General features: G+C 63.7%; 18 protein-coding genes. 11 read left to right on the top strand and 7 right to left on the bottom strand.

The window, feature by feature from the left end; translation table 11 throughout:
* Positions 1-8 precede the first annotated feature (8 nt).
* Positions 9-884 carry a branched-chain amino acid ABC transporter permease gene (locus tag ACO550_RS14000; RefSeq protein ID WP_315593196.1) on the top strand — a complete coding sequence of 292 codons (876 nt, stop codon included), beginning with the start codon at positions 9-11 and terminating at the stop codon, positions 882-884.
* Positions 884-1930, top strand: coding sequence for an ABC transporter permease subunit (locus ACO550_RS14005; RefSeq protein WP_315593185.1), 1047 nt, complete (start codon positions 884-886; stop codon positions 1928-1930). Before ACO550_RS14000 ends, ACO550_RS14005 begins: the two co-directional genes overlap by 1 nt.
* On the opposite strand, the gene ACO550_RS14010 is transcribed toward ACO550_RS14005, so the two are convergent.
* The 3 genes from ACO550_RS14010 to ACO550_RS14020 are packed head-to-tail and all read right to left on the bottom strand — an operon-like array spanning position 1907 to position 4316.
* The gene (locus tag ACO550_RS14010) at positions 1907-2542 is read right to left on the bottom strand and encodes a flavin reductase family protein (RefSeq protein WP_315593184.1); all 636 of its coding nucleotides are present in this window, start codon (positions 2540-2542) and stop codon (positions 1907-1909) included. The two genes, ACO550_RS14005 and ACO550_RS14010, sit on opposite strands and share 24 nt — an antisense overlap.
* 12 nt (positions 2543-2554) lie before the next feature.
* A complete protein-coding gene (locus ACO550_RS14015; protein ID WP_315593183.1) occupies positions 2555-3292 on the bottom strand; it encodes an FCD domain-containing protein in 738 nt (245 codons plus the stop codon).
* 31 nt (positions 3293-3323) lie between these two features.
* The gene (locus ACO550_RS14020) at positions 3324-4316 is read right to left on the bottom strand and encodes a polysaccharide deacetylase family protein (protein ID WP_315593182.1); all 993 of its coding nucleotides are present in this window, start codon (positions 4314-4316) and stop codon (positions 3324-3326) included.
* A 236-nt stretch (positions 4317-4552) separates the two neighbouring features.
* Here ACO550_RS14020 and ACO550_RS14025 point away from each other — a divergent pair, with 236 nt between their 5' ends.
* The 5 genes from ACO550_RS14025 (at position 4553) to ACO550_RS14045 (ending at position 11521) form a co-directional block, all read left to right on the top strand.
* Positions 4553-5728: an ABC transporter substrate-binding protein gene (locus tag ACO550_RS14025; protein ID WP_315593181.1), complete on the top strand. Its 1176-nt coding sequence runs from the start codon at positions 4553-4555 to the stop codon at positions 5726-5728.
* Between the two features lie 178 nt (positions 5729-5906).
* Positions 5907-6785: an ABC transporter permease subunit gene (locus ACO550_RS14030; RefSeq protein WP_315593180.1), complete on the top strand. Its 879-nt coding sequence runs from the start codon at positions 5907-5909 to the stop codon at positions 6783-6785.
* Between the two features lie 8 nt (positions 6786-6793).
* Positions 6794-9379 carry a branched-chain amino acid ABC transporter ATP-binding protein/permease gene (locus tag ACO550_RS14035; RefSeq protein WP_315593179.1) on the top strand — a complete coding sequence of 862 codons (2586 nt, stop codon included), beginning with the start codon at positions 6794-6796 and terminating at the stop codon, positions 9377-9379.
* Between the two features lie 8 nt (positions 9380-9387).
* On the top strand, positions 9388-11004 hold the full coding sequence (gene ggt, locus ACO550_RS14040) for a gamma-glutamyltransferase (RefSeq protein ID WP_315593195.1): 1617 nt from the start codon (positions 9388-9390) through the stop codon (positions 11002-11004).
* 292 nt (positions 11005-11296) lie between these two features.
* The gene (locus ACO550_RS14045) at positions 11297-11521 is read left to right on the top strand and encodes a hypothetical protein (protein ID WP_315593178.1); all 225 of its coding nucleotides are present in this window, start codon (positions 11297-11299) and stop codon (positions 11519-11521) included.
* 78 nt (positions 11522-11599) lie between these two features.
* Here the strand turns inward: ACO550_RS14045 and ACO550_RS14050 are convergent, their stop codons facing one another.
* On the bottom strand, positions 11600-12982 hold the full coding sequence (locus tag ACO550_RS14050) for a cytochrome c peroxidase (protein WP_315593177.1): 1383 nt from the start codon (positions 12980-12982) through the stop codon (positions 11600-11602).
* A 231-nt stretch (positions 12983-13213) separates the two neighbouring features.
* Here ACO550_RS14050 and acpA point away from each other — a divergent pair, with 231 nt between their 5' ends.
* Both acpA and ACO550_RS14060 read left to right on the top strand, forming a co-directional pair.
* The gene (gene acpA / locus ACO550_RS14055; protein ID WP_485994878.1) at positions 13214-15325 is read left to right on the top strand and encodes an acid phosphatase; all 2112 of its coding nucleotides are present in this window, start codon (positions 13214-13216) and stop codon (positions 15323-15325) included.
* A gap of 219 nt (positions 15326-15544) precedes the next feature.
* Positions 15545-16975: an MFS transporter gene (locus ACO550_RS14060; protein ID WP_315593194.1), complete on the top strand. Its 1431-nt coding sequence runs from the start codon at positions 15545-15547 to the stop codon at positions 16973-16975.
* 15 nt (positions 16976-16990) lie between these two features.
* Here the strand turns inward: ACO550_RS14060 and ACO550_RS14065 are convergent, their stop codons facing one another.
* Positions 16991-18295 carry an MFS transporter gene (locus tag ACO550_RS14065; protein WP_315593175.1) on the bottom strand — a complete coding sequence of 435 codons (1305 nt, stop codon included), beginning with the start codon at positions 18293-18295 and terminating at the stop codon, positions 16991-16993.
* Between the two features lie 256 nt (positions 18296-18551).
* Between ACO550_RS14065 and ACO550_RS14070 the strand changes: the two genes are divergently transcribed.
* Positions 18552-19058, top strand: coding sequence for a cupin domain-containing protein (locus tag ACO550_RS14070; protein WP_315593174.1), 507 nt, complete (start codon positions 18552-18554; stop codon positions 19056-19058).
* A gap of 17 nt (positions 19059-19075) precedes the next feature.
* On the opposite strand, the gene ACO550_RS14075 is transcribed toward ACO550_RS14070, so the two are convergent.
* Entirely contained in the window at positions 19076-19984 is a 909-nt protein-coding gene (locus ACO550_RS14075) for a Crp/Fnr family transcriptional regulator (RefSeq protein ID WP_485994879.1), read from the bottom strand.
* On the opposite strand from ACO550_RS14075, the gene ACO550_RS14080 reads away from it, so the two are divergent.
* Complete coding sequence (locus ACO550_RS14080; protein ID WP_315593172.1) at positions 19964-20974, top strand: substrate-binding domain-containing protein; 1011 nt, start codon at positions 19964-19966, stop codon at positions 20972-20974. The genes ACO550_RS14075 and ACO550_RS14080 overlap by 21 nt on opposite strands.
* On the opposite strand, the gene ACO550_RS14085 is transcribed toward ACO550_RS14080, so the two are convergent.
* Positions 20971-21474, bottom strand: a complete 504-nt coding sequence (locus tag ACO550_RS14085) for a carboxymuconolactone decarboxylase family protein (protein ID WP_315593171.1) — start codon at positions 21472-21474, stop codon at positions 20971-20973. The genes ACO550_RS14080 and ACO550_RS14085 overlap by 4 nt on opposite strands.
* Between the last annotated feature and the right edge of the window lie 121 nt (positions 21475-21595).

The following is a 21595-nucleotide window of genomic DNA, read 5'->3' on the forward strand; positions in this document are numbered from 1 at the left end:
CTTTTGATATCGGAATTCCCCTGCCGGCGCTGCTGTCCCAGCTGCTGCTGGGGCTTGTCAACGGTGCCTTCTACGCCATGCTGAGCCTGGGGCTGGCCGTGATCTTCGGCCTGCTCAACGTGATCAACTTCGCGCACGGGGCGCTGTTCATGCTCGGTGCCGTGCTGGCATGGGCCGGCATGGAATACGCGGGGCTCAACTACTGGGTGATGCTGGTACTGTCGCCACTCGCGGTAGCCGTGATCGGCGTGGTCATCGAGAAGACACTACTGCGCTGGATCTACAAGCTCGATCATATCTACGGCTTGCTGTTGACTCTCGGGGTTACGCTCGTCATCGAAGGGGTACTGCGTTCGATCTACGGTGTATCGGGCCTACCCTACTCGCCGCCCGATGCACTGCAGGGCGCCACCGATCTTGGTTTCATGATCCTGCCGAACTATCGGGCCTGGGTGGTGGTGGCCTCGATCGTGGTATGCGTGGCTACATGGTTCACGATCGAACGGACCAAGCTGGGCGCCTACCTGCGCGCGGGCACGGAGAACCCCAAGATCGTTGAAGCATTCGGCGTCAACGTGCCGCTGATGGTGACGCTGACCTATGGCTTTGGTGTGGCACTGGCCGCGTTTGCCGGCGTGCTCGCGGCGCCGGTGATCCAGGTCTCGCCGCTGATGGGCCAGAACCTGATCATCGTGGTATTTGCCGTGGTCGTGATCGGCGGCATGGGCTCGATCATGGGATCGATCCTGACGGGGCTTGGCCTGGGCGTGATCGAAGGTTTGACCAAGGTGTTCTATCCGCAGGCGTCGTCGACCGTGGTGTTCTTCATCATGGTGATCGTACTGATGCTGCGACCCGCGGGTCTGTTCGGGAAGGAAAAATAATGGCGCAACGCCAACACTCGTCTCGCCGCGGCCAGGTCGCGGTATTCGGCGGCCTGCTACTGCTCGCCCTGCTCGCGCCAATGCTCGGCGCCTATCCGGTATTCGTGCTCAAGGTGCTCTGCTTCGCGCTGTTTGCCTGTGCCTTCAACCTGCTGATCGGCTATACGGGGTTGCTCTCGTTCGGGCATGCGGCATTCTTTGGCGGCGCCGGCTACGCGGCTGGCCACGCCATGAAGGAATGGGGCCTGACGCCTGAACTGGGCCTGCTGCTCGGCACCGGGTTCGCCGCACTGGCCGGCTGGGCCATGGGCGCCCTGGCGATTCGCCGCCAGGGGATCTATTTCTCGATGATCACGCTTGCACTGGCGCAGATGCTCTACTTCTTCTGCCTGCAGGCACCGTTTACGGGCGGCGAAGATGGCATCCAGGGCATTCCGCGCGGCAAGCTGCTGGGCCTGCTGCCACTGGACAATGACCTGACGCTCTACTACGTGGTACTGGTGATCGTGGTGGCTGCGTTCGCGTTGATCGTGCGTACGATCCATTCGCCCTTCGGGCAGATCCTGAAGGCCATCAAGGAGAATGAACCGCGCGCCATTTCCCTGGGTTATGACGTCGACCGCTTCAAGCTGCTGGCATTCGTGCTGTCCGCCGCGCTGTCGGGCCTTGCCGGATCGTTGAAGGCGCTGGTGCTGGGCTTCGAGACGCTGACCGACGTGCACTGGTCGATGTCGGGCGCGGTGATCCTGATGACGCTGGTGGGCGGCCTTGGCACGCTGACCGGGCCGATCGTCGGCGCCTTCGTGGTGATTGCGCTCGAGAACAAGCTCGGCGATCTCGGCACGTTTCTGGCCGGCATCACGGGCATCGACTGGTTCAATACGCTGGGCGAGTCGGTCACCATGGTGACCGGCATCATCTTCGTGATCTGCGTACTGACCTTCCGGCGTGGCATTGCCGGCGAGATCCATGGGCTCGCCGAACAATGGCGGGCACGGCGCAAGCCGGCCGCGCCGCTCGGCTCACATCTCGTCGATCGCGGTTGACGCGGTGACCACGCCGGCATCCTTCTCCAGCGAGAAACGGTCGCGCGTGGTCACATAGAAGCTGGCGCCGAAGCGGCCAACCGGGAAGTAGTCCTGCAGCCGCACGCGCCAGCGCTCGGTGTCGATCAGCCCGTCGCGTGCATGCAAGCGCAGCACGCGGCCGATAAAGATCTGGCGGCTTTCCGTTTCCAGCGTCTCCCAGAGATTGCATTCGAAAGCCACCGGCGCCTCGGCAATGCGCGGCGGCTCCACCTGCGTGCATGGCGCCGCGGTCAGGCCAACGTGCGCCAGTTCACTGACATCGGGCGGCAGGCGCTCGCCGCAGCGATGCATCTTCTCGGCCATGGCCTCGTCACTGAGATGCACCACGAACTCCCCGGTGCGCACAATATTGGCGGCCGTGTCCTTGAGCGCGCCATCGGCCAGCCGGTTGACGCTGATCATCACGATCGGCGGTTCCTCGCCCAGCATGTTGAACATCGAGAACGGCGCCGCGTTGGCCGTGCCATCGGGGCTGAGCGTAGTCACCAGCGCGATCGGCCGCGGCACGATCAGGCTGGCCATGAGCTTGTAGCGCTGGTACTCGGTGATCGCGCTGAAATCGATTTCCATGGTGTTCCTTGTTCAGGGCTGTGGCAGCCCCAGCATCTGCGCCAGGCTCTTCTCGCCCTGCATGCGCGAGGTTTCGATGCGTTGTTCGAGTTCGCGCAAATGCGCTTCCATCAGTGCTACCGCGCCAGCCGCATCGCGCGCTTCGATACAGGCCACGATGGCCGCATGCTCGTCGTGCTCGCACGGTGCATGGCCCGGGGGTTCATAAAGACCCACGATCAGCGAACAACGCGATACCAGTTCGGTCAAATAGCGCTGCAGTACCGCATTGCGTGCCAGTGCCGCGATTCGCAGATGAAAGCCGCTGGCCAGACGCGCCCAGGACGGCTGGTCGAAGCGGTGCATCGCATCATGCTCATCGGCAAGCTGGCGGCGCAGATCGCGCAAATCGTCCTCGGTCACGCGGGCGACGGCCAGTTCTACCAGTACGCGCTCCATGGCGCGGCGCGCCTCGAAGATCTGGCTGGTTTCCTCGGGCGTCGGTTCGGCGATCACCGCCCCCTTGTTCGGCCGCAGCGCCACGATGCCGTCGTGCGCAAGCTTTTCCAGTACCCGGCGCACCACGGCGCGGCCTACGCCGAACAGGTTGCACAGTTCCGGTTCCGGCAGCTTGGTACCGGGTACGAGGCGATGGTTGAGCACGCCGTCGAAGATCGACTGGTAGATCCTGGCATCGGCATCCAGCGGGTCGGTATCCGCGGGCTTATCGTCGGCCGTGACGGGCGTTTTCTTGGCAGCTTTGGTGGACATGACGTCGGTCAGGGAAACTATGGCCATGATGTTAGCGCGAAGCCGCGCTGTCGGATTCGGCCGGAACGCGCGCGTCCATGGCGTCGCAGATCGCGCCCGGCGTGGTCATCCAGACCTCGCCATGTGAACGGCGTGCCGCGATATGGGCCAGCGCACGACGCAGATGGCGTAGCCGGTAGGGCTGTCCGACCAGGTACGGATGCAGCGCAATGCCCATTACCAGCGGCTGGGGATGCCGCGCATGATTGGCCTGCAGCAGCATCTCGTCGAACTGGTCGATGATCATGTCGGCAAACGCCGCGCCGTCGAGCTGGCGCCCGATGATCATCGGAATGTCGTTGAGCTCCTGCGGATACGGAATCGACCACAGTGCCCCGCCGTCACGCGTGCGCATCCGTACCGGCCGGTCGTCGTGCGCCCAGTTCAGCGTATAGCGATAGCCGCTCTCGGCCAGCAGGTCGGGGGTGACCGGTGTCTCGGAGATCCATGGCGACAGCCAGCCGGCGGGCGCCTTGCCGCTGTGCTCGCGGATCCGGTCGCGGCAATGCTCGAGCAACGCGCGTTCGCCGGCCTCATCGAATTCACTCTGCCGATGGGCGTTGGTATGCCCATGGCCAATCAGTTCGTCGCCGCGTGCCAGGCAGGCATCGAGCAATTCCGGGCAATGGTCATACAGCGACGTATTGAGGACCACGCCGGCCGGCATTTCGAGCTGGTCGAACAGTTCCAGGCAACGCCATGCGCCGACCCGGTTGCCATACTCGCGCCAACTGTAGTTCAGCACATCGGGCTGCGGCGATACCGGCCCCAGGTTGGCGCCCAACCCCTCGCCAAACGCAAAGTGTTCGATGTTGAAGCCCAGGTAGACCGCCAGCCGCGCGCCCGAGGGCCAGCGGAAGTCATCGACGTCGGTGATCGGCCGGTACGGGAAGCGGCCGTGATGGCGTAATGGGCCAAACGCGGGTCCAAAGGTGGGCCCTGCTACAGCTTGGACAGCCGCCGACGGGCGCGGATTGAGGGTCATGAACGATTGCCTTTCTTCTGATTTGGTGCATCGCCCCGGAAACTGGCACCGCATTCGTGCGCGGCGCCCCGTTTCAGATCGTATGCATACGTTTCACCAAATCGTTCGCAATATTCAGACCAGATCGTAGACGTGTTGTATTTCCATATGTCGCAAAGTTCTCCGGTGATTTGTCAACGCTTTGGCATGGCTCTTGCAAGCCACCGCCTCGACACCAACCCATCCGGAGATCTGCCATGTTTCGTCCCCAACGCCGTGCACTGATCGCGGCAGCCGCTGCCGCCTGCGTGATGACCGCCCTGCCCGCGCACGCCGCCGACACGATCAAGATCGGCCTGATCACGGCGTTGTCGGGGCAGTCGGCCCGTGCCGGCGAAGCCCTGACGCGTGGCATGACCGTGGCCATCGACGAGATCAATGCCAAGGGCGGCCTGCTTGGCGGGCGCAAACTCGAACTGGTACGCCGCGACGACGAGGGCAACCCCGCCAAGGGCGTACTGGCCGCGCGCGAGCTGATCTACAAGGAAAAGGTCGCCGTACTGTTTGGCGGACTCGACACGCCGGTATCGATGGCCATCGTGCCGATCGCCAACCAGGAGAAGGTGCCGTTCATGGGCCCTTGGGCCGCGGGCACCCCGATCACGCATAACGGCGCCAACCCCAACTTTGCGTTCCGCGTGTCGGCCGTGGACGAGGTGGTCGACAAGGCCATGCTCCAGTACGCGCAGAAGGCGTTCAATGCCAGCAAGCCCGGCCTGATCCTGGTGAACAACCCATGGGGCGAATCGAACGAGAAAGGCATCGTCGCCGCCATGGCCACCAAGGGCGGCAAGCCGGTGGGCGTCGAGAAGTTCGAAGCCAACGACGTCGACGTAGTGCCGCAACTGGGGCGCCTGAAAGCTGCCGGTGCCGACGTCCTGCTGATGGTAGGCAACGTGGGCCCGTCCGCGCAGGTGGTCAAGTCGCTCGACCGCATGGGCTGGAAGGTGCCGGTGGTGTCGCATTGGGGTCCTGCCGGCGGACGCTTTACCGAACTGGCCGGCCCCAACGCGAAGAACGTCCACTTCGTGCAGACCTACAGCTTCTTTGGCACGCAAACGCCGGTCAGCACGCGCGTGATCAATGACCTGAAGGTCAAGTACAGCGACGTCAAGGGACCGGACGACATTACCCCCGCAGTGGGCGTGGCCAATGCCTACGACGCGACGCAGCTCGCGGCGCTGGCCATTGCCAAGGCCGGCAGCACCAAGGGCGATGCGGTTCGCGAAGGCTTCTACAAGATCGACCGCTACGAAGGCCTGATCAAGACCTACGTAAAGCCGTTCTCGCCGCAGCAGCATGACGCACTGACCGAAAACGACTACGTGTGGGCCCAGTTCATCGACAACCGCATCGTACCGGTCCAGAAGTAAAGCGCTTCAACCCCTGATTGTTCGTCTTTGCTCCCCTCTCCCGCAGCGCGGGAGAGGGGTTGGGGGAGAGGGCAAGAGGTTCTGCTTGCCGCGAATCGCAATTTGGACCGCCGGCCCTCTCCCCCGCCCCTCTCCCGCAAAACGGGAGAGGGGAGAACACCACCACTAAGGATTCACCATGTTATGGATATCGGCCCTCATCAGCGGGCTTGGCCTGGGCAGCATGTACGGGCTGATGGCGCTGGGGTTCCACATCACCTACGCGGTATCGGCCACGGTCAATTTCGCGCAGGGTAGCTCGATGATGCTGGGTGCCGTGCTCACCTACACGTTCGCGCAGACACTGGGCTGGCCGATGCCGCTGGCCATCGTGCTGGCACTGGCGCTATGCGCACTGTATGGCCTGGCGGTCGAATTCCTTGCCGTGCGGCCATTTGCGAGCCGTGGTTCGAATGCATGGCTGATGGCGACCGTCGCGCTGGGCATCGTGCTCGATAACGTGGTGATGCTCTGGTTCGGCACCGAGCCGCGCAGCCTGCCGTCGCCGCTGGCCGCGCAGTCGGTGCAGCTGGGTAGCACCGGCGTGGGCGTGTATCCGCTGCAGTTGGTGATTCCCGTGGTGGGCCTGGCATTGGCCGCCCTGCTCCACTACGTCCTGCGCAAATCGCGCTGGGGCGTGGCAATGCTGGCGGTCGTACAGAACCGCGATGCCGCGCGCCTGATGGGAATTCCTATCCGTCGCACCATTGCCGGCGCATTCGCGCTGTCGACGCTGCTGGCCGGTATCGCTGGCGTACTGATCGCGCCGCTGTTCAATGTGCAGGCGGACATGGGCACCGTATTTGGACTCAAGGCATTTGCGGTGGCCATCCTGGGCGGACTGTCGAGTGCCTGGGGTGTGATGGTTGCCGGACTGATCTTCGGTGTGGCCGAAGCACTGGTCACCGCCTCGCTCGGTTCCAGCTACACACAGATCATCACGTTCACGCTGGTGATTGCGCTGCTGGCCCTGCGGCCAGACGGCCTGTTCGGACGCGCGGAGGTACGCAAGGTATGAGCAAGACCATGATTTCTTCCGCCTCTTCCACTTCCGCCACACCTTCGGCAACGCCGCCCCGTGCCGCCACACCGTGGCTCGGACTTGGCACGCCGCTGCAGATCGTGGCCACGGTGGCAGGCCTGCTGGCCGCTGCCGCGCTGGCCTTGAGCCTGAATGGCTATTTTGTCTTCGTGATTGCCGGCGTTGCCATGCTGGCGATCTGTGGCGTCGGCCTGAACCTGCTGCTCGGACTCACGGGTCAGGTTTCGTTTGGCCATGTGGGCTTCTATGCGATTGGCGCCTACGCGGTGGCCATCCTGACCGGCCAGGCCGGCTGGAGCTTCTGGGCCGCATGGCCGGTCGGCGCCCTGGTTGCCGCCATGCTCGGTGCCTTGCTGGCCCTGCCCGCGTTGCGTGTAAAGGGCCCGGGCCTGGCCATGGTGACGATTGCGTTCGGCTTTATCGTCGAACATGGCGCCGTCGAATGGCGCGGACTGACCGGTGGCCAGAACGGATTGATGGGCATAGCGCAACCGTCGCTGCCCGGCGTGGAAGGTGGCGAGCGCGCGCTGGCGGTGATTGCCATCGCGGTGCTGGGTCTGGCGCTGGCAGCCTATGCGCGGATTGCACGCGGCAGTTGGGGCGCAGCCATGCGCGCGGTGCGCGACAGCGAGACCGCCGCCGCATCGATTGGCGTGAATCCGCTGGTGGTGAAGACCGTGGGCTTTGCATTCTCGGCTGCGCTGGCCGGGCTCGCCGGCGGATTGTTCGCCCCGTTGCAAGGCATGGTCACGCCAGGCATGTTCTCGTTCCTGCAGTCGATCCTGTTCGTACTCGTGGTGATGATTGGCGGTGCGGGCACCGTGGCCGGGCCGATTGCCGGTGCCGTGGTGGTCGGGTTGCTGCCCGAATTGCTGTCGAGCCTGGAAAACCTGCGTCTGCTTTGCTTTGGCGTATTGCTGCTGGTGGTGCTGTGGGTGGCGCCGACCGGCATCGTCGGCGTGGTGATCTCGGGGTTCCGACGCCTGCATCCTGCGTCGCCGGCCGCCCATGAACACGTAGCCGGCGCCACGCTGCCCGTGCGTGCCCCCGAATCGCGCCGTGGCCTGTCTGCGTTGAACCTGTCGATGGTATTCGGTGGCGTGCGCGCGGTGGACGACCTGTCGTTCGACCTGCCGCCCGCACAGGTGACCAGCCTGATCGGCCCCAATGGGGCCGGCAAATCGACGGTGCTCAATATGTTGTCCGGCTACTACCGTCCGCGTACCGGTGGCCGCAAGCTTGGCGCCGCCGATTTGCCCGCGCGCGGCGCCTGCCATAGCGCGCGCAACGGGATCTCGCGGACCTACCAGACCACGCAACTGTTTGCAGGCATGAGCGCGCTCGACAACGTGGCGATAGCGCTGACGCGCGGCAAGCTTGGCGCTTTGCTCGGCATTGCCGGCTTCACCGCCGCCTCGGTGCGCGATGAAGCGCGCGCATTGCTGGCCGCCTGCGGCTACACCGGCAACCCCGATGCCAGCGCGGCCGACCTGGCCCACGTGGACCGCCGCCTGGTGGAAATTGCCCGCGCACTGGCCACGCGACCCGCCGTACTGCTGCTCGACGAGCCCGCCGCGGGCCTGTCGCGCGAAGACAAGGCCACGCTGGGCCGCCTGCTGCGCAGGATTGCCGATAGCGGCGTAGCCGTCGGCCTGGTCGAGCACGACATGTCGCTGGTGATGGATGTCTCGGACAACATCGTCGTGATCGATGCCGGCCAGCGGCTGGCGGCCGGCACGCCAGAGCACGTGCGCACCGATCCGGCCGTGCGCCGCGCCTACCTTGGCGATGCATCGAGCGCGCCGCAACGCAAGCGCATCGCCACGGCCGCCGGCCAGGCATCGCCGCCGGAAGTACTCGGCGTCAGTGCCCTGCGCGCGGGCTATGGCGCCGCCCCGGTACTGCACGACGTCGACCTGCAGGTTCGCGAAGGCGAGATGGTGGCGCTGCTGGGTGCCAATGGTGCAGGCAAGTCCACGCTGATGCGCGCACTGTCCGGCCTGCACCGCCCGGTGCAAGGCGGCATTACCTTCGACGGCACCGACCTTGCGCGCCTTGATGCGGCGAAGATTGCCGAGATGGGCGTGGTGCTGGTGCCGGAGGGCCGGCAGGTATTCCCCGAGTTGTCGGTGCTGGACAACCTGCGCCTCGGCGCGTTTCCGTCCGGTCCGCTTGCGCGCGGCGAGATGATGCTGCGGATCGAGTCGATGTTCTCGCGCTTTCCGCGCCTGCGCGAACGCCAGCACCAGCGTGCGGGCCTGCTGTCGGGCGGTGAGCAACAAATGCTGGCCGTGGCGCGTGGCCTGATGTCGAAGCCATCGGTGCTGCTGCTCGATGAACCGTCGCTGGGCCTGGCACCAAAGGTCATCGACGAACTGTTTGCCTCGCTCGACCAGCTGCGCGAGGCTTCGATCACGATCCTGCTGGTGGACCAGATGGCCGCACTGGCGTTGTCGCTGGCCGATCGGGCCTATGTGCTCGAGGAAGGCCGTGTCGTCGCCAGCGGCGATGCCGAAACGCTGGCCAACGATCCGGCGCTGGTGCAGGCATACCTGGGCGGACAACACTGATGCCGACAATGACGCAAACATCGATGCCGACGCCGATGCCTCAACTGGCAAGGTCACGCACGGGCATGGTCACGAGCCCGCATGCGCTGGCCAGCGAGGCCGGCCTCGAGATCCTGCGCGCAGGTGGCAATGCGATCGAGGCCGCGATTGCCATGGGTGCCACGCTGGCCGTTACCTATCCGCATTTCACCGGCCTTGGCGGTGACGCATTCTGGATCCTCAGCGACCAGCATGGCAGCGTCAGGACGCTGTCGGGCATCGGCCAGGCCGCCGCCACGCTACCCGACTATGGCAATGCCATCCCGCCACGCGGGCCGGCCTCGGCATTGACGACCGCGGCAACGGTCGACACCTGGGACCGTGCGTTTGCCATCAGCCGGGCCCAATGGGGAGGCCAGCAACGGTGGGCGGCCCTGTTCCAGCGCGCGATTGCGCTGGCCCACGAAGGATTCGACGTCACGCCATCGCAGCAGTTCTGGCAGGCGTTTCGCCAGGACGAACTGGCACAGTGGCCGGGCTTTGCCGCGGCCTTCATGCCGGACGGCCGGCTCCCGCAGGCCGGCGATCGGCTGCGCCAGCCTGCGCTGGCACATAGCCTCGAACGGATTGCCGAACACGGCGCGCGCGAATTCTATGAAGGTGAATTGGCCGAACGCATCATCGCGGGGTTGCGCCAGGCAGGTTCCCCGCTGACCATGCAGGACCTGAGTCGTACCGCGGCGCGCGACGAAGCACCACTGCGCGTGCCCTACCGTGGCGGCGAACTGTTGAGCCTGGCACCGCCGACCCAAGGCGTGACCACATTGCAGATCATGGGCATCCTTGACCGGTTCGACATCGCCAGCATCGCGGAGGGCAGCGCGGACTACTACCACGTGCTGGTCGAGGCCATCAAACAGGCGTTTATCGAGCGCAACCGCCATGTCGCCGACCCGGAGTTCGTCACAGTACCCGCCGATGACATGCTGTCGCCGGCACGGCTCTCCGCCCTGGCGGCAAACATCGACCCTGCGCATGCCCTGCCCTGGCCGCACGTGTACCAGCATGGCGATACGGTGTATCTGGCCGCGGTGGATGCCGAAGGCCGCTGTGCCAGCGTGCTGCAAACCGTCTACTTCGATTGGGGCAGCGGTGTGGTGGCAGGCGATACCGGCATCCTGTGGCATAACCGCGGTGCGGCTTTCAGTGCCGACCCAACACATCACAACGCGATTCAACCGGGCAAACGCCCATTCCATACGTTGAATCCGGGAATGTATCTGCGTGAAGGCAAGCCACGGCTGTTGTATGGCACCCAGGGCGCCGATGGCCAGCCACAAACGCTGGCGGCGGTGCTGACGCGCATGATCGACCATGGCATGGATCCGCTTGCAGCCCTGTCGCAGCCTCGGTTCCTGCTGGGCCGCACGTTCTCGGATACGCGCGACAGTCTCAAGATCGAGGCCGATGCCGGCGACGATGTGATTGCCGCGCTTTCGACCCGCGGTCACGAAATCAGCGTGATCGCCGCGCAAAGTCCGCTGGCAGGACATCCTGGTGCCATCGCGTTGTACGACGACGGTAGCTATGCCGGTGCGCATGATCCACGCAGCGATGGTATCGCCATGGGGCTGCAAGGGACATAGCGCACCCAACCACCAATGTCCGGCATCATGCAGGAAATCGGCGAAGCCCTGCATGACGCCCGTATGAAACACCTAGGCTCTGTAGCGCTTTTGTATCGGACCGGAACCCACGCTCGCTCGGACCGTCCAATGCAATGACTGTCGACTGGCCGTCACGGTGCGCTGCAGCGTGCAAGTGCCGGCGCGATCGTCCACAATCCCGACGGAGGGATGCACCGCTGCACTGTTGCAACGGTCCATGCATTCCCCAATGTCCCCAGCAAACCGCTCCCCTCTCGCCAAGGAGAACACCGTGCTGAGCCCACATGAACTGGCCACGCTGATGCTGATCGGCAACGGCCCACAAACCCGCGACGACACCGTTGCCGTCGCTCCTCGCGAAATCGATCCTGTCGATCTCGATGCATTGATCACCAGGGAACTGGTAATTCTGCAGTCCGAACAGGGCAAACGTCCTTGCCCGCAAATCACCGCCCACGGCCGCTCGATGCTTGCAGCGGTTGGCCGCGTAGCGTAGTCCTGCATCAGCTTTACTGCTCCTGCATCTGCTTTACCGCCTTGCCGCGCTTTTCCGCCGATTAATCTGCCGGTTTCGTTACCGGACAACGGCTGCCGTCTTCGTTGCGGCCGCCGGCGTCTGGTAGCCATCGGTCAGAGTCTTCAGGAATGCAATCACGTCGCGCATCTCGCCCTCGGTCATCAAGGGCTTGTCGCCGGGCTTGCCGCCAAACGGCGCTTCCATATTGACGTTGGCGTGATACTGGACCGGCAGGTCATCGAACTTGCGTACCTGACCGTCGTTGCCGCGCGGATACCATTTCTGCGGCTTGACGTCGCGCTCGGCATAGAAATGCAGCACCTCGTCGAGCGAATGGAAGATGCCGTTGTGGAAGAATGCTTGGCGCAATGCCACATTGCGCAGTGACGGCGTGCGGAACAACCCGCAGTAGTCGGTGCGATCCTTGAGATCGGTACGATCGGGGCCGCACAGTCCCATGTCGTAGAACGCCGGGTCGGCATTGCCGGGCAGCTTGCGGTTGCGCGGCACGCCTACCGCGATAAAACCGAAATCCGAGAACGCCGGGAATGCGCCTTCACGGATATCACCCGGGTGGCATGCGGCACAGTTGCCCTTGTTCGGATCGTTGAAGACGCGCAGGCCGCGCAGTTCCTGCGGATTCAGCTTTGCCTGGCCGCGCAGCACCGCATCGTACTTGCTGGTGTATGGGTAGAACTCGGACGGTGTTTCCTGGAACACCTCCAGCGCCATCAGCACCGCATTGAACGCGGTAGCCTCGTCGTCGAGCACATCCTGACCCAGCACCTTGCGGAACGCGTCGGCATGCGGACCGTTGCGGATCTTTTCCACGACCACACGCGGCTCGCCGTTGGCCATTTCGTGCGCCGACAACAAGGGAATGCGTGCCTGCTCGTGCGCCGACCCCGCGCGACCATCCCAGTTGTGGCCGCCAGTCGGCCCCTGGTCTTCGGAGTCGTCACCATCATCCTCATGATAGTGATCGGTATAGGCCGGTACGTTCTGCACATAGCGCAGCGAAGGCGCCGCGCGCACCCCGGTGCGGGTCATGTCGGCACCGCCCAGTTGCACTGACAGATGATTCGGCGGCCCGTACGCATGTTCCGGGCTGTGGCAACTGGCGCATGACTGCTTGCCCGACGCCGACAGCGAGGGATCGAAGAACAGCGCCTTGCCCAGTGCATTGAGCTGCGCGATGTTCGGATGACGCTCGGCCATCATCGCGTAGAACGGCTTCGGTTCAGCGGGCTTGGGGCCAACGCCCGTGGCCGCGCTGGCGGCAACCTGCACGGTCCCTGCCGACGGCGCGGCGGCACCCTCCTGCTTGCCACACCCCGTGGTCAGGCTGGCCAGCAGCGCAAGCAGCAGGCCGCCGGCAACACGAATCCAGGTATAGAGCGACGGGAACGCAGCGTTCCACAACAGCGGCGGCAAACTCATGACGCGACGATGACGACAAGATGACGAAGGAATGGCGCCACAGGCTATGCGGTGTATGTGACATCCACATGTCACGTCATTGAACCGACACCCTGTGTTGGCATGTATCGATGTGAAGCAAAGCGCATCATCAATCTGACACAAAGGCGGCTCAAACTCGCGGCGCACCCAGAAGTACCCACGTTTTCTTGAAGCACCGCAGCACTCCCACATATAAGAAAGAGGAAAACCATGAGTCGTTATCCCCGTCTGTGGCCGCTGGCCGCATTGGCCGCTGCATGCCTGTCCGCCTGTGGCGGCAGCGATTCCAGCACGCCCGCCGCCACCACATCGGGCGTCGTGACCGGCAGCTACTTCGAGCATGCCAAGGTCTGTATCGACGCCAACAACAATGCCAAGTGCGATAGCGGCGAAGCATCGGTCTTCACCGATGCCAAGGGCGCATTCACTGTGAACGGCCAGGGCCCGGTCGTGGCCGAGATCGATACGGACGCATTCCGTAACGACGATGCCGGCGGTCATGCCGCGGTGACTCGCAAGCTGGTGTTCCGTGCACCGGCCAACGCCAATGCCGTGCTCAGCGCGATCTCCACCGAGCTGGCCGCGCTGATAGACGCCAACGGTGGCAACCTTGACACCGCGCGTACCCAGCTGGCTGCCCGTCTTGGCGTGGCGGCAGACAAGCTGCTGGAAGACCACAACAAGGAAACCGACAGCAAGGTCAAGGCCGCGCTGCAAGCCGAAATCGAACAGGCCATCGACCTGATCGCAACGGCCGTGGCCTCCGGCGGCGATATTGGTGCCGCGATCCGCGACGGCGTAACCAAGCGCCTGGCGCTGAACAACATCAAGAACGTGGTGGTGATCTACGCCGAGAACCGCGGCTTCGACAACCTCTACGGCCTGTTCCCCGGCGCCAACGGCATTCCGGGCGTGAACCCGACCGCAGTCGGCACGGTCGAGCCGCAAAAGGATTTCGACGGTTCCACGCTCGCCTCGCTGCCGCCCACCTGGGGTGGCTTCACGGCGGCAGGCCAGACGGTGACCTTGCCGCAGGCCAACACCGTGGGCTGGGCCAACAAGCCGTTCCGCATCGACGATCCGGCCGGCGTGAACGGCACCGGCGTGGTCGTGGGACAGAACGTGATCACGCGCGACCTGGTACACCGCTTCTACAACAACCAGATGCAGATCAACGGCGGCAAGAACGACAAGTTCGCCGCGTTCTCCGATGCCGGCGGCATCACCATGGGCTACTACGACGGCAGCAGCATGGCCATGTGGAAGCTGGCCAAGGACTATGTGCTGGCCGACAACTTCTTCATGGGTGCGTTCGGCGGTTCGTTCCTGAACCACCAGTATCTGGTCTGCGCCTGCGCACCGAAATACCCCGATGCCGACAAGTCGGTGGCATCGGCCTCGATCTCGTTGGTAGCCGCCGACGGCAAGAGCCTGGCACTGAAGGACACCAGCCCGGCCAGCATCCTGACCGGCACGGCCGCATACCAGAACGACAGCACGCTGACGCCGAAGGACAGCAGCGGCATGTTCTACGCCGTGAACACGATGCAGCCCGCTTACCAGCCTAGCGGCAATGCACCGGCCTCCGCGGACACGACCAAACTGCTGGCCGACCCGTCCAAGGCCAACACGCTGCCCGCGCAAACCCAGGACACGATTGCCACACTGCTGGATCAACGCGGCGTGAGCTGGGCATGGTACTCGGGCGCATGGAAGGCTGTCTCGGCCGATCGCACGCTGATCAACAACGGCCAGGCCGTGCCGAACTTCCAGACGCACCACCAGCCGTTCAACTTCTACGCGGCATTCAGCCCGATCGACCACGCCGACTACCGTGCGGCCCACCTGAAGGACTTCGATACCCAGTTCCTGGCCGATGCCGCAGCCGGTACGCTGCCCGCCGTGTCGTTCTACAAGCCGCAAGGCAACCTGAACCAGCACGCCGGCTACGCCAACGTGGCAGATGGTGACGCGCATATCGCCAACCTGATTGCCCAACTGCAGAAGAGCCCGCAGTACAACAACATGCTGATCGTGGTTACCTACGATGAGAACGGCGGCTTCTACGACCACGCACCGGTACCGACCGCCGACCGCTGGGGCCCAGGCACGCGGATTCCGGCCATCATCGTGTCGCCGTTCGCCAAGCGCGGCTTCGTCGACCACACGCAATACGACACTGCCTCGGTGCTGCGCTTCATCACCCACCGCTTTGCGCTGCCAACGCTGCCGGGCCTGAAGCTGCGTGACGATTCGCTGCTTGCCAATGGCAAGCCTGCGATGGGCGACCTGAGCAATGCGCTGACGTTCCCGGCGCAGTAAGGTGGCACACAATAAGCCGGCACAATAAGGCTGCACAATAAGCCGGATACGGTCCGCCAGCGCATGCTGTGCGGATTGCGGTCAGATCGAGGGTGGTTCCGCAAGGACCACCTTTTTTTTGCCTGAAGGGTTGGCGTCGGCGCTTCACCGACAGGCATGCGAGGCCGATGGGACTATAGTCCGGTGAGTTCCCTCCCAAAAACCAACAAGGAGACTCCCATCACCGGCTGGCAATCGGATATCCCCGCACGACTTGACCGGCTGCCGTGCTCCGCCTGGCATTGGCGCGTCGCGATTGCGCTTGGTGTGGCCTGGGTGCTCGACGGGCTCGAAGTCACACTGGTTGGATCGGTCGGCGCGGTCCTCGAACGGCCCGATACGCTTGGCCTCGATGCGGCACAGGTGGGCTGGACCGGCTCGCTCTATATCCTCGGCGCGGTGATTGGCGCACTGGTATTCGGCCGCATGGCTGACCGGCTGGGCCGCAAGAAGCTGTTCCTGGCCACGCTGGCCGTCTATATGGCTGCCACCCTGGCCACGGCGTTCTCGCCAAACTTCGCCTTCTTTGCGGTGTGCCGCTTCCTGACGGGGCTGGGCATCGGCGGCGAGTACGCAGCCATCAACTCGGCGATCGATGAACTGATTCCGGCGCGCGTGCGCGGACGCGTAAACCTGGCCATCAACGGCAGCTTCTGGATCGGTGCCGCGCTCGGTGCGGGATTGAGTCTGGTCCTGCTGGATCCCCGGGTATTCGGCCCGGTCTGGGGCTGGCGCGCCTGTTTCGCGCTTGGCGCGGTGCTGGCCATCGCCATCGTACTGATCCGCCGCCATGTACCGGAAAGCCCGCGCTGGCTGGCCACCCATGGCCGGCATGAGGAAGCCGCACAGGTGATTGCGGCAATCGAGACCGAGGTAGCGCGCCGGCATGGCCCCTTGCCACCACTGGCGCCAGGCGCCACTGTTGCCTACACCGGAAAACCGATACCTGCCCTGCGCGATATCGTGCGGTTGCTGCTGCGGCGCTACCGGACCCGCAGCGTCGTCACGTTTGCGCTGATGGTGGCGCAGGCATTCTTCTACAACGCGATCTTCTTTACCTATGCGCTGGTGCTGACGCGCTTCCAGGGTGTGCCCGAGGAACGCGTGGCGCTCTATATCTTCCCGTTCGCGCTCGGCAATGCGTTGGGGCCGCTGGTGCTGGGCCCCCTGTTCGACCGTATTGGACGGCGCAAGATGATCGCGGTGACCTACGTGTTGTCGGGCATCGGCCTGGCCGCCACGGGCTGGGCCTTCCGGGAAGGCTGGCTCGATGCGCGGTCCCAGGCGCTATGCTGGTCAGCCGTGTTCTTCCTGGCATCGGCCGCGGCCAGTTCGGCCTACCTGACCGCCAGCGAGGTCTTCCCGCTCGAAATGCGTGCCCTGGCCATTTCGGTGTTCTACGCCGTGGGAACCGGCACCGGCGGCTTTATCGCACCGGTGCTGTTCGGGATGCTGATCGAAACCGGCAGCCGCGGCGCGGTGGCCGTCGGCTACTGGATCGGCGCGGCGCTGGTGATCGTGGCTGGCCTGATGGCCCTGCGCTTCGGCGTGGATGCCGAACGGCGTCCGCTGGAGGACATCGCACCGCCGCTGGGTGCGGAGCGGGATTGATCATGCGATGTCCTGCTAGCTGGCTTCGGACAGTGATCGGCCTTGTGGATAGGGCTGATGCGTGCGAAACGTCCACAGGAAGACCAACGCCGCAAGTACCAGCGCGGAGCTCAGCAGGTATAGGCTGACGATGAATCCGCCCGTGGCGGCCTTGATGGCGCCCACCGCGGCCGGCGCAACGATACCGGCGGTTGCCGCAACGGTGCTGATAAGCGCGATGCCTCCCGCCGCGTTTCGTCCGTTAAGCACGGTACTGGGCATCGCCCAAACCACGGTATAGGCAAGCGATGTTCCGGCCGAGCTCAGTGCCAGACAGAGGACGGCGGGTCCGGGGCTGGCCGGGAACAGTGTCGTCAGCATCAGGCCCGTCGCCGCGACGCAGGCTGCAATGGCGAAATGCCATTTACGCTCACCGGTTCGATCTGAATGCCGGCCCAGCACAATTGCAGACCCCACGCCGGCGATGGCCGGGATCACCGAATAGAGGCCCACCTGCATGATTGTCAGGCCCATGCCTTTCAAGATGGTCGGCTTCCAGAACGCCAGCGCGTAGATTCCCAACAGCACAAGAAAGGCCACGAGTCCTAGCGCCCACACGCGCGCATCCTTGAATACCTCACGCAATCCTGCGCCGTGACCGGACGCTGCATTGCTCCCCTGCACCAGCAGGGCCTGAAGCCGAGACTTCTCCGACGGATCCAGCCACGCGGCATCGGCGGGCCGGTTCGGCAGGATCAGGAAGGCAGCGATGCCAAGCGCAATGCAGGGAATGCCTTCCAGAACATAAAGCCACTGCCAGCCATGCAGGCCCGCCGCGCCATCGAGGTAGGTCATGATGGCTCCGGCAGTCGGCCCCGCAACGATCGGCGCAACACTGAAAGACATGAAGAAGATCGCCGTGACCTGCGCCAGCCGTTGCTGAGGGAACCACAGCGTAAGGTAGTACAGCACGCCGGGCGCAAAGCCTGCTTCGAACACACCGACAAGAAAGCGAAGTACATAGAACTGCGTCGGCGTGCGCACGAACATCATCGCTGCCGAGGCCATTCCCCACAGGCACAAGATGCGCAGCAGGGTGCCACGCACACCAATCCGCGCAAGCAACATATTGCTCGGCACTTCGAACAGTGCGTAACCAACAAAGAAAACGCTCGCGCCCAATCCGAACACCGCATCGCTGAACGCCAGAATCTCCTTCATCTGCAACTGTGCGTAACCGACATTGGTGCGATCGAGATAGTTGAACACGTAGCAGACACACAAGATCGGCATCAGCCGCCACGTGATCCGTCTGAACAGTTGATCGTCGCTACTGTGCATCTGTGTCTCCAGTTTCTGGTGTAGGGCATTCTTGAGATCCCGGCCCGGTGTGCCGATTATCGGTATTCACAAGAAACTGGACTGTCGCCTTTGGGCGCTTCGGGGTGAGGGATTTCCCCGGTTTGCGTGCAATAGGTGCGCTACCGGGAAAGCCCTGATGCGCAAGTGCCAATGGATGACAGATTTCCGGTAAGGCCGCGGAGATAATGCGTCGGAAATTCAGACCACCCCCACCCCGCAAGGAGACACAAGTCAAATGGCGCTTCCGGAAGTCACCACACATCAGGACCGGTTACTGACAGTCAATATCAATGCCGAACCGGCACTGCCAACCGAAGTCGAGGGCGTTACCATCACGCCCCTTTTTCTGGATCGCGAACACGGCATCTGGGTGCTCTACGGCAGGTTCGAACCGGGTACCCGGCTGCCCGCACACTTCCATACCGGCACCGTTCATTTCTTCACCACAAAAGGTGTCTGGAACTACATTGAGTACCCGGACGATCCGCAGACTGCGGGAAGTTATCTGTACGAACCGGGCGGCTCGATCCACACGTTTGCCGTTCCGCCAGACGCTGCGCAAGCCGCAGAAGGCTTTATGGTCGTGCATGGCGCCAACATCAACTTCGTGGACGGCGAATACCGCAACATCATGGATGCTGGTGCGATCGAGCAATCCATTCTGGATGCGGTACGCGCGGGCATGATGGGGATGCCCGTCTATATCCGGCCGACCGGCGGCGCGATGTTCTCGCGCGCCTGACGGTTAGTCACAGCGGGCTAGGCCAACTGGTGCAGAGCGTCGTGATCGAGCACGGTGACCGTACCGTAGCGCAGGCGCAGAATCTCGCGCGACTCCCATTCCTTGAGTTGCCGATTGACGCTCTGGCGAGACACACCAAGCATATGGCTCAGGTCTTCCTGCGAGATCCGCAGCGACACCGCGCCAGCCGGGTGCCCGCGATGTCCGGGCTGGCCGGGCTGCCCATAGGTTTCCTTCGCCGCAATCAGCCTGCGGGCCAGCCTCATGGGCAGCGGCAGCAGTATGGTCTCGTCGATCCAGTCGAGCGCCAGTCGGCAACGCATGCTGACAAGGCGCGTCAATTCCATCAGGTACTCGGGGCGCTCGGACACCAGTCGATGAAACGCTGCGGCAGAAACCACCAGCACGTCAGTCGGCTCGACGGCTCGCGTGTCATAGGGATGCGGAGCCCCGGTAAACAGCGACACTTCACCGAACCATTGGCCTGGTTCATACATGCCGATAACCGCCTCTCGCCCGCTCGGCCCCGCCACGCTGATGCGCAGACGCCCTTTCTCAACACAGTAGAAGGCATCCGGCGGCGATCCGTGTGGAAAAAGCACTTCCCCACGCTGCACGCGCCGCTCACCCGCGAGTGCGCGCAAGTCCGCATCAAAGCCCACTGACAGGGCGCACCATCGTTTCGATGTCAGGTTCCCCACGCTATTTTCCCCGGTGACTGTCACTGCGCCCGATGCCGTTGACCCTCCCTGGCATCCGGCAGACATTCGCCCGATTCTAAAAACGTTATTAGAATAAAGCAACCGCGGAGCGTATTCCGGGGGTTCCCGCCCGCTGGCATACAATGGGCGCCTTGCCACGGCCACGCCCACCCCAACATGCCTGCGGAGAAAAAGCGAATCACAGTGCTCGACGTTGCCCGTCATGCGGGCGTGTCACAAGGCACGGTCTCCAGAGTGGTTACCGGCAAGAACTGGGTATCCGAGGAAGTACGGCAACTCGTGGAAGCATCGGTCCGCGAACTCGGATATGTGCCGAACCCGATGGCACAAGGACTCAAGAGCCAGCGCACCAAGGCAGTCGCTGCGCTGGTTTCCGATATCTCCAACCCCTTGCACGGGATTTTCCTGGCCGCGGCCGAGGAAGTGCTAGACGAAGCGGGCTACCTGCTCTTTGTTTCGAGCACGCACAGCCAGCCTCAGCGCGAAGTCGCACTTCTGAATGCTTACGGTTCGGGGCGGGTTGATGGGCTCATCGTGGCCCACGCCGACGAAGCCGACAAGAAAGTGTCGCAAGCCCTGGCAGCCAGCAAGCTGCCGATTGTGTTCCACGATCGGGAAAGCCACGGCAAGGGTGACGCGGTCATTGCCGATCATATGAGCGGCGCGCTGGAAGCCACGCGTTACCTGATCGGCCTGGGTCACAAGCGCATTGCAGTACTGACGCCTGCCGCAAGGATCCGCCCCGGGCGCGAACGGCTGCGAGGGTATGAGATGGCGCTCAAGGAATCAGGCATTGCGCTTGATCCATCCCTGATCTGCGAGCTTGACGCATCGGGCCAGGAAGCCTACAGCCAGACGCGCGCGTTACTCGAACAGGACACCCGCCCTACCGCGGTGATCTGCCTCGGTACCGGCATGCTGGCGGGCGTGCTGTCCGCAATTGCCTCATCCGGGCTCAAAGTCCCCGAGCAAATCTCACTGATCGGGGTTGGCGATACCGATCTGGTGCGGCTGCACACACCGCCGATCACGTCCCTCAAATGGGACATCGGCGAGTGCGGAAGGATCGCCGCGCGCATGCTGCTGGCGCGGCTCCGCGTGGAATCCCACACCGATATACCGGCGGAGACGGCACGCGTGCCGGTAGAACTGGTGATCCGGCATTCCTGCGCGCCCCCGCGTGCGCGCTACTAGCTTTCGATTGCGATCTCGAACGTGCGCAGGTAGTTGCACACGAGCTGGTAGAAACCAACGGTCATGACAATATCCATCAGGCCCTTGTAGCCAAACTGGGCTACTGCGTCGTCACGCTGCTGGCCGACCAGTTCGTGATGGTTCACGATACTGTCCGTCCACGTAATGAGGGATCGCTCCTCTTCGGTCAGCCCTTCGGCCGCGGCGCCAAGCCTGGCGCCGGCAATCCCCGCTTCAGACAGGCCTGCGGCACGCGCCAGGCGCTCGTGATGGAACAGCTCGTATGGCGCGTCATACAGGTTTCCCACGCGCAAGATCACCAGTTCGCGCAGCGGGCCTGGCAGCGTATTGCCGCGTAGGATGCCTTCGGCCAGCGAGAAATAGCCAGGCGCCATGTTCGGCGAATGGAAGAGCATCTTGAAGACGTTCAAGGGCTTTTTCTCAACCACTTCCTGCCACTCCTTCGCTACACCGGTCATGTCGGGGTACGGAATCGTCATTTGTTCTCCTCAGTTTTGATGTTGATGTGATGTCGATGCGACGTTGATGGGTTGCCAGACGTCCAAGCGTTGCACCTGCCGTTGCAGGTCCCTCTTGAAAACGACTAATAACGATATTAGT

The sequence above is a fragment of the Cupriavidus sp. genome (assembly GCF_057315035.1).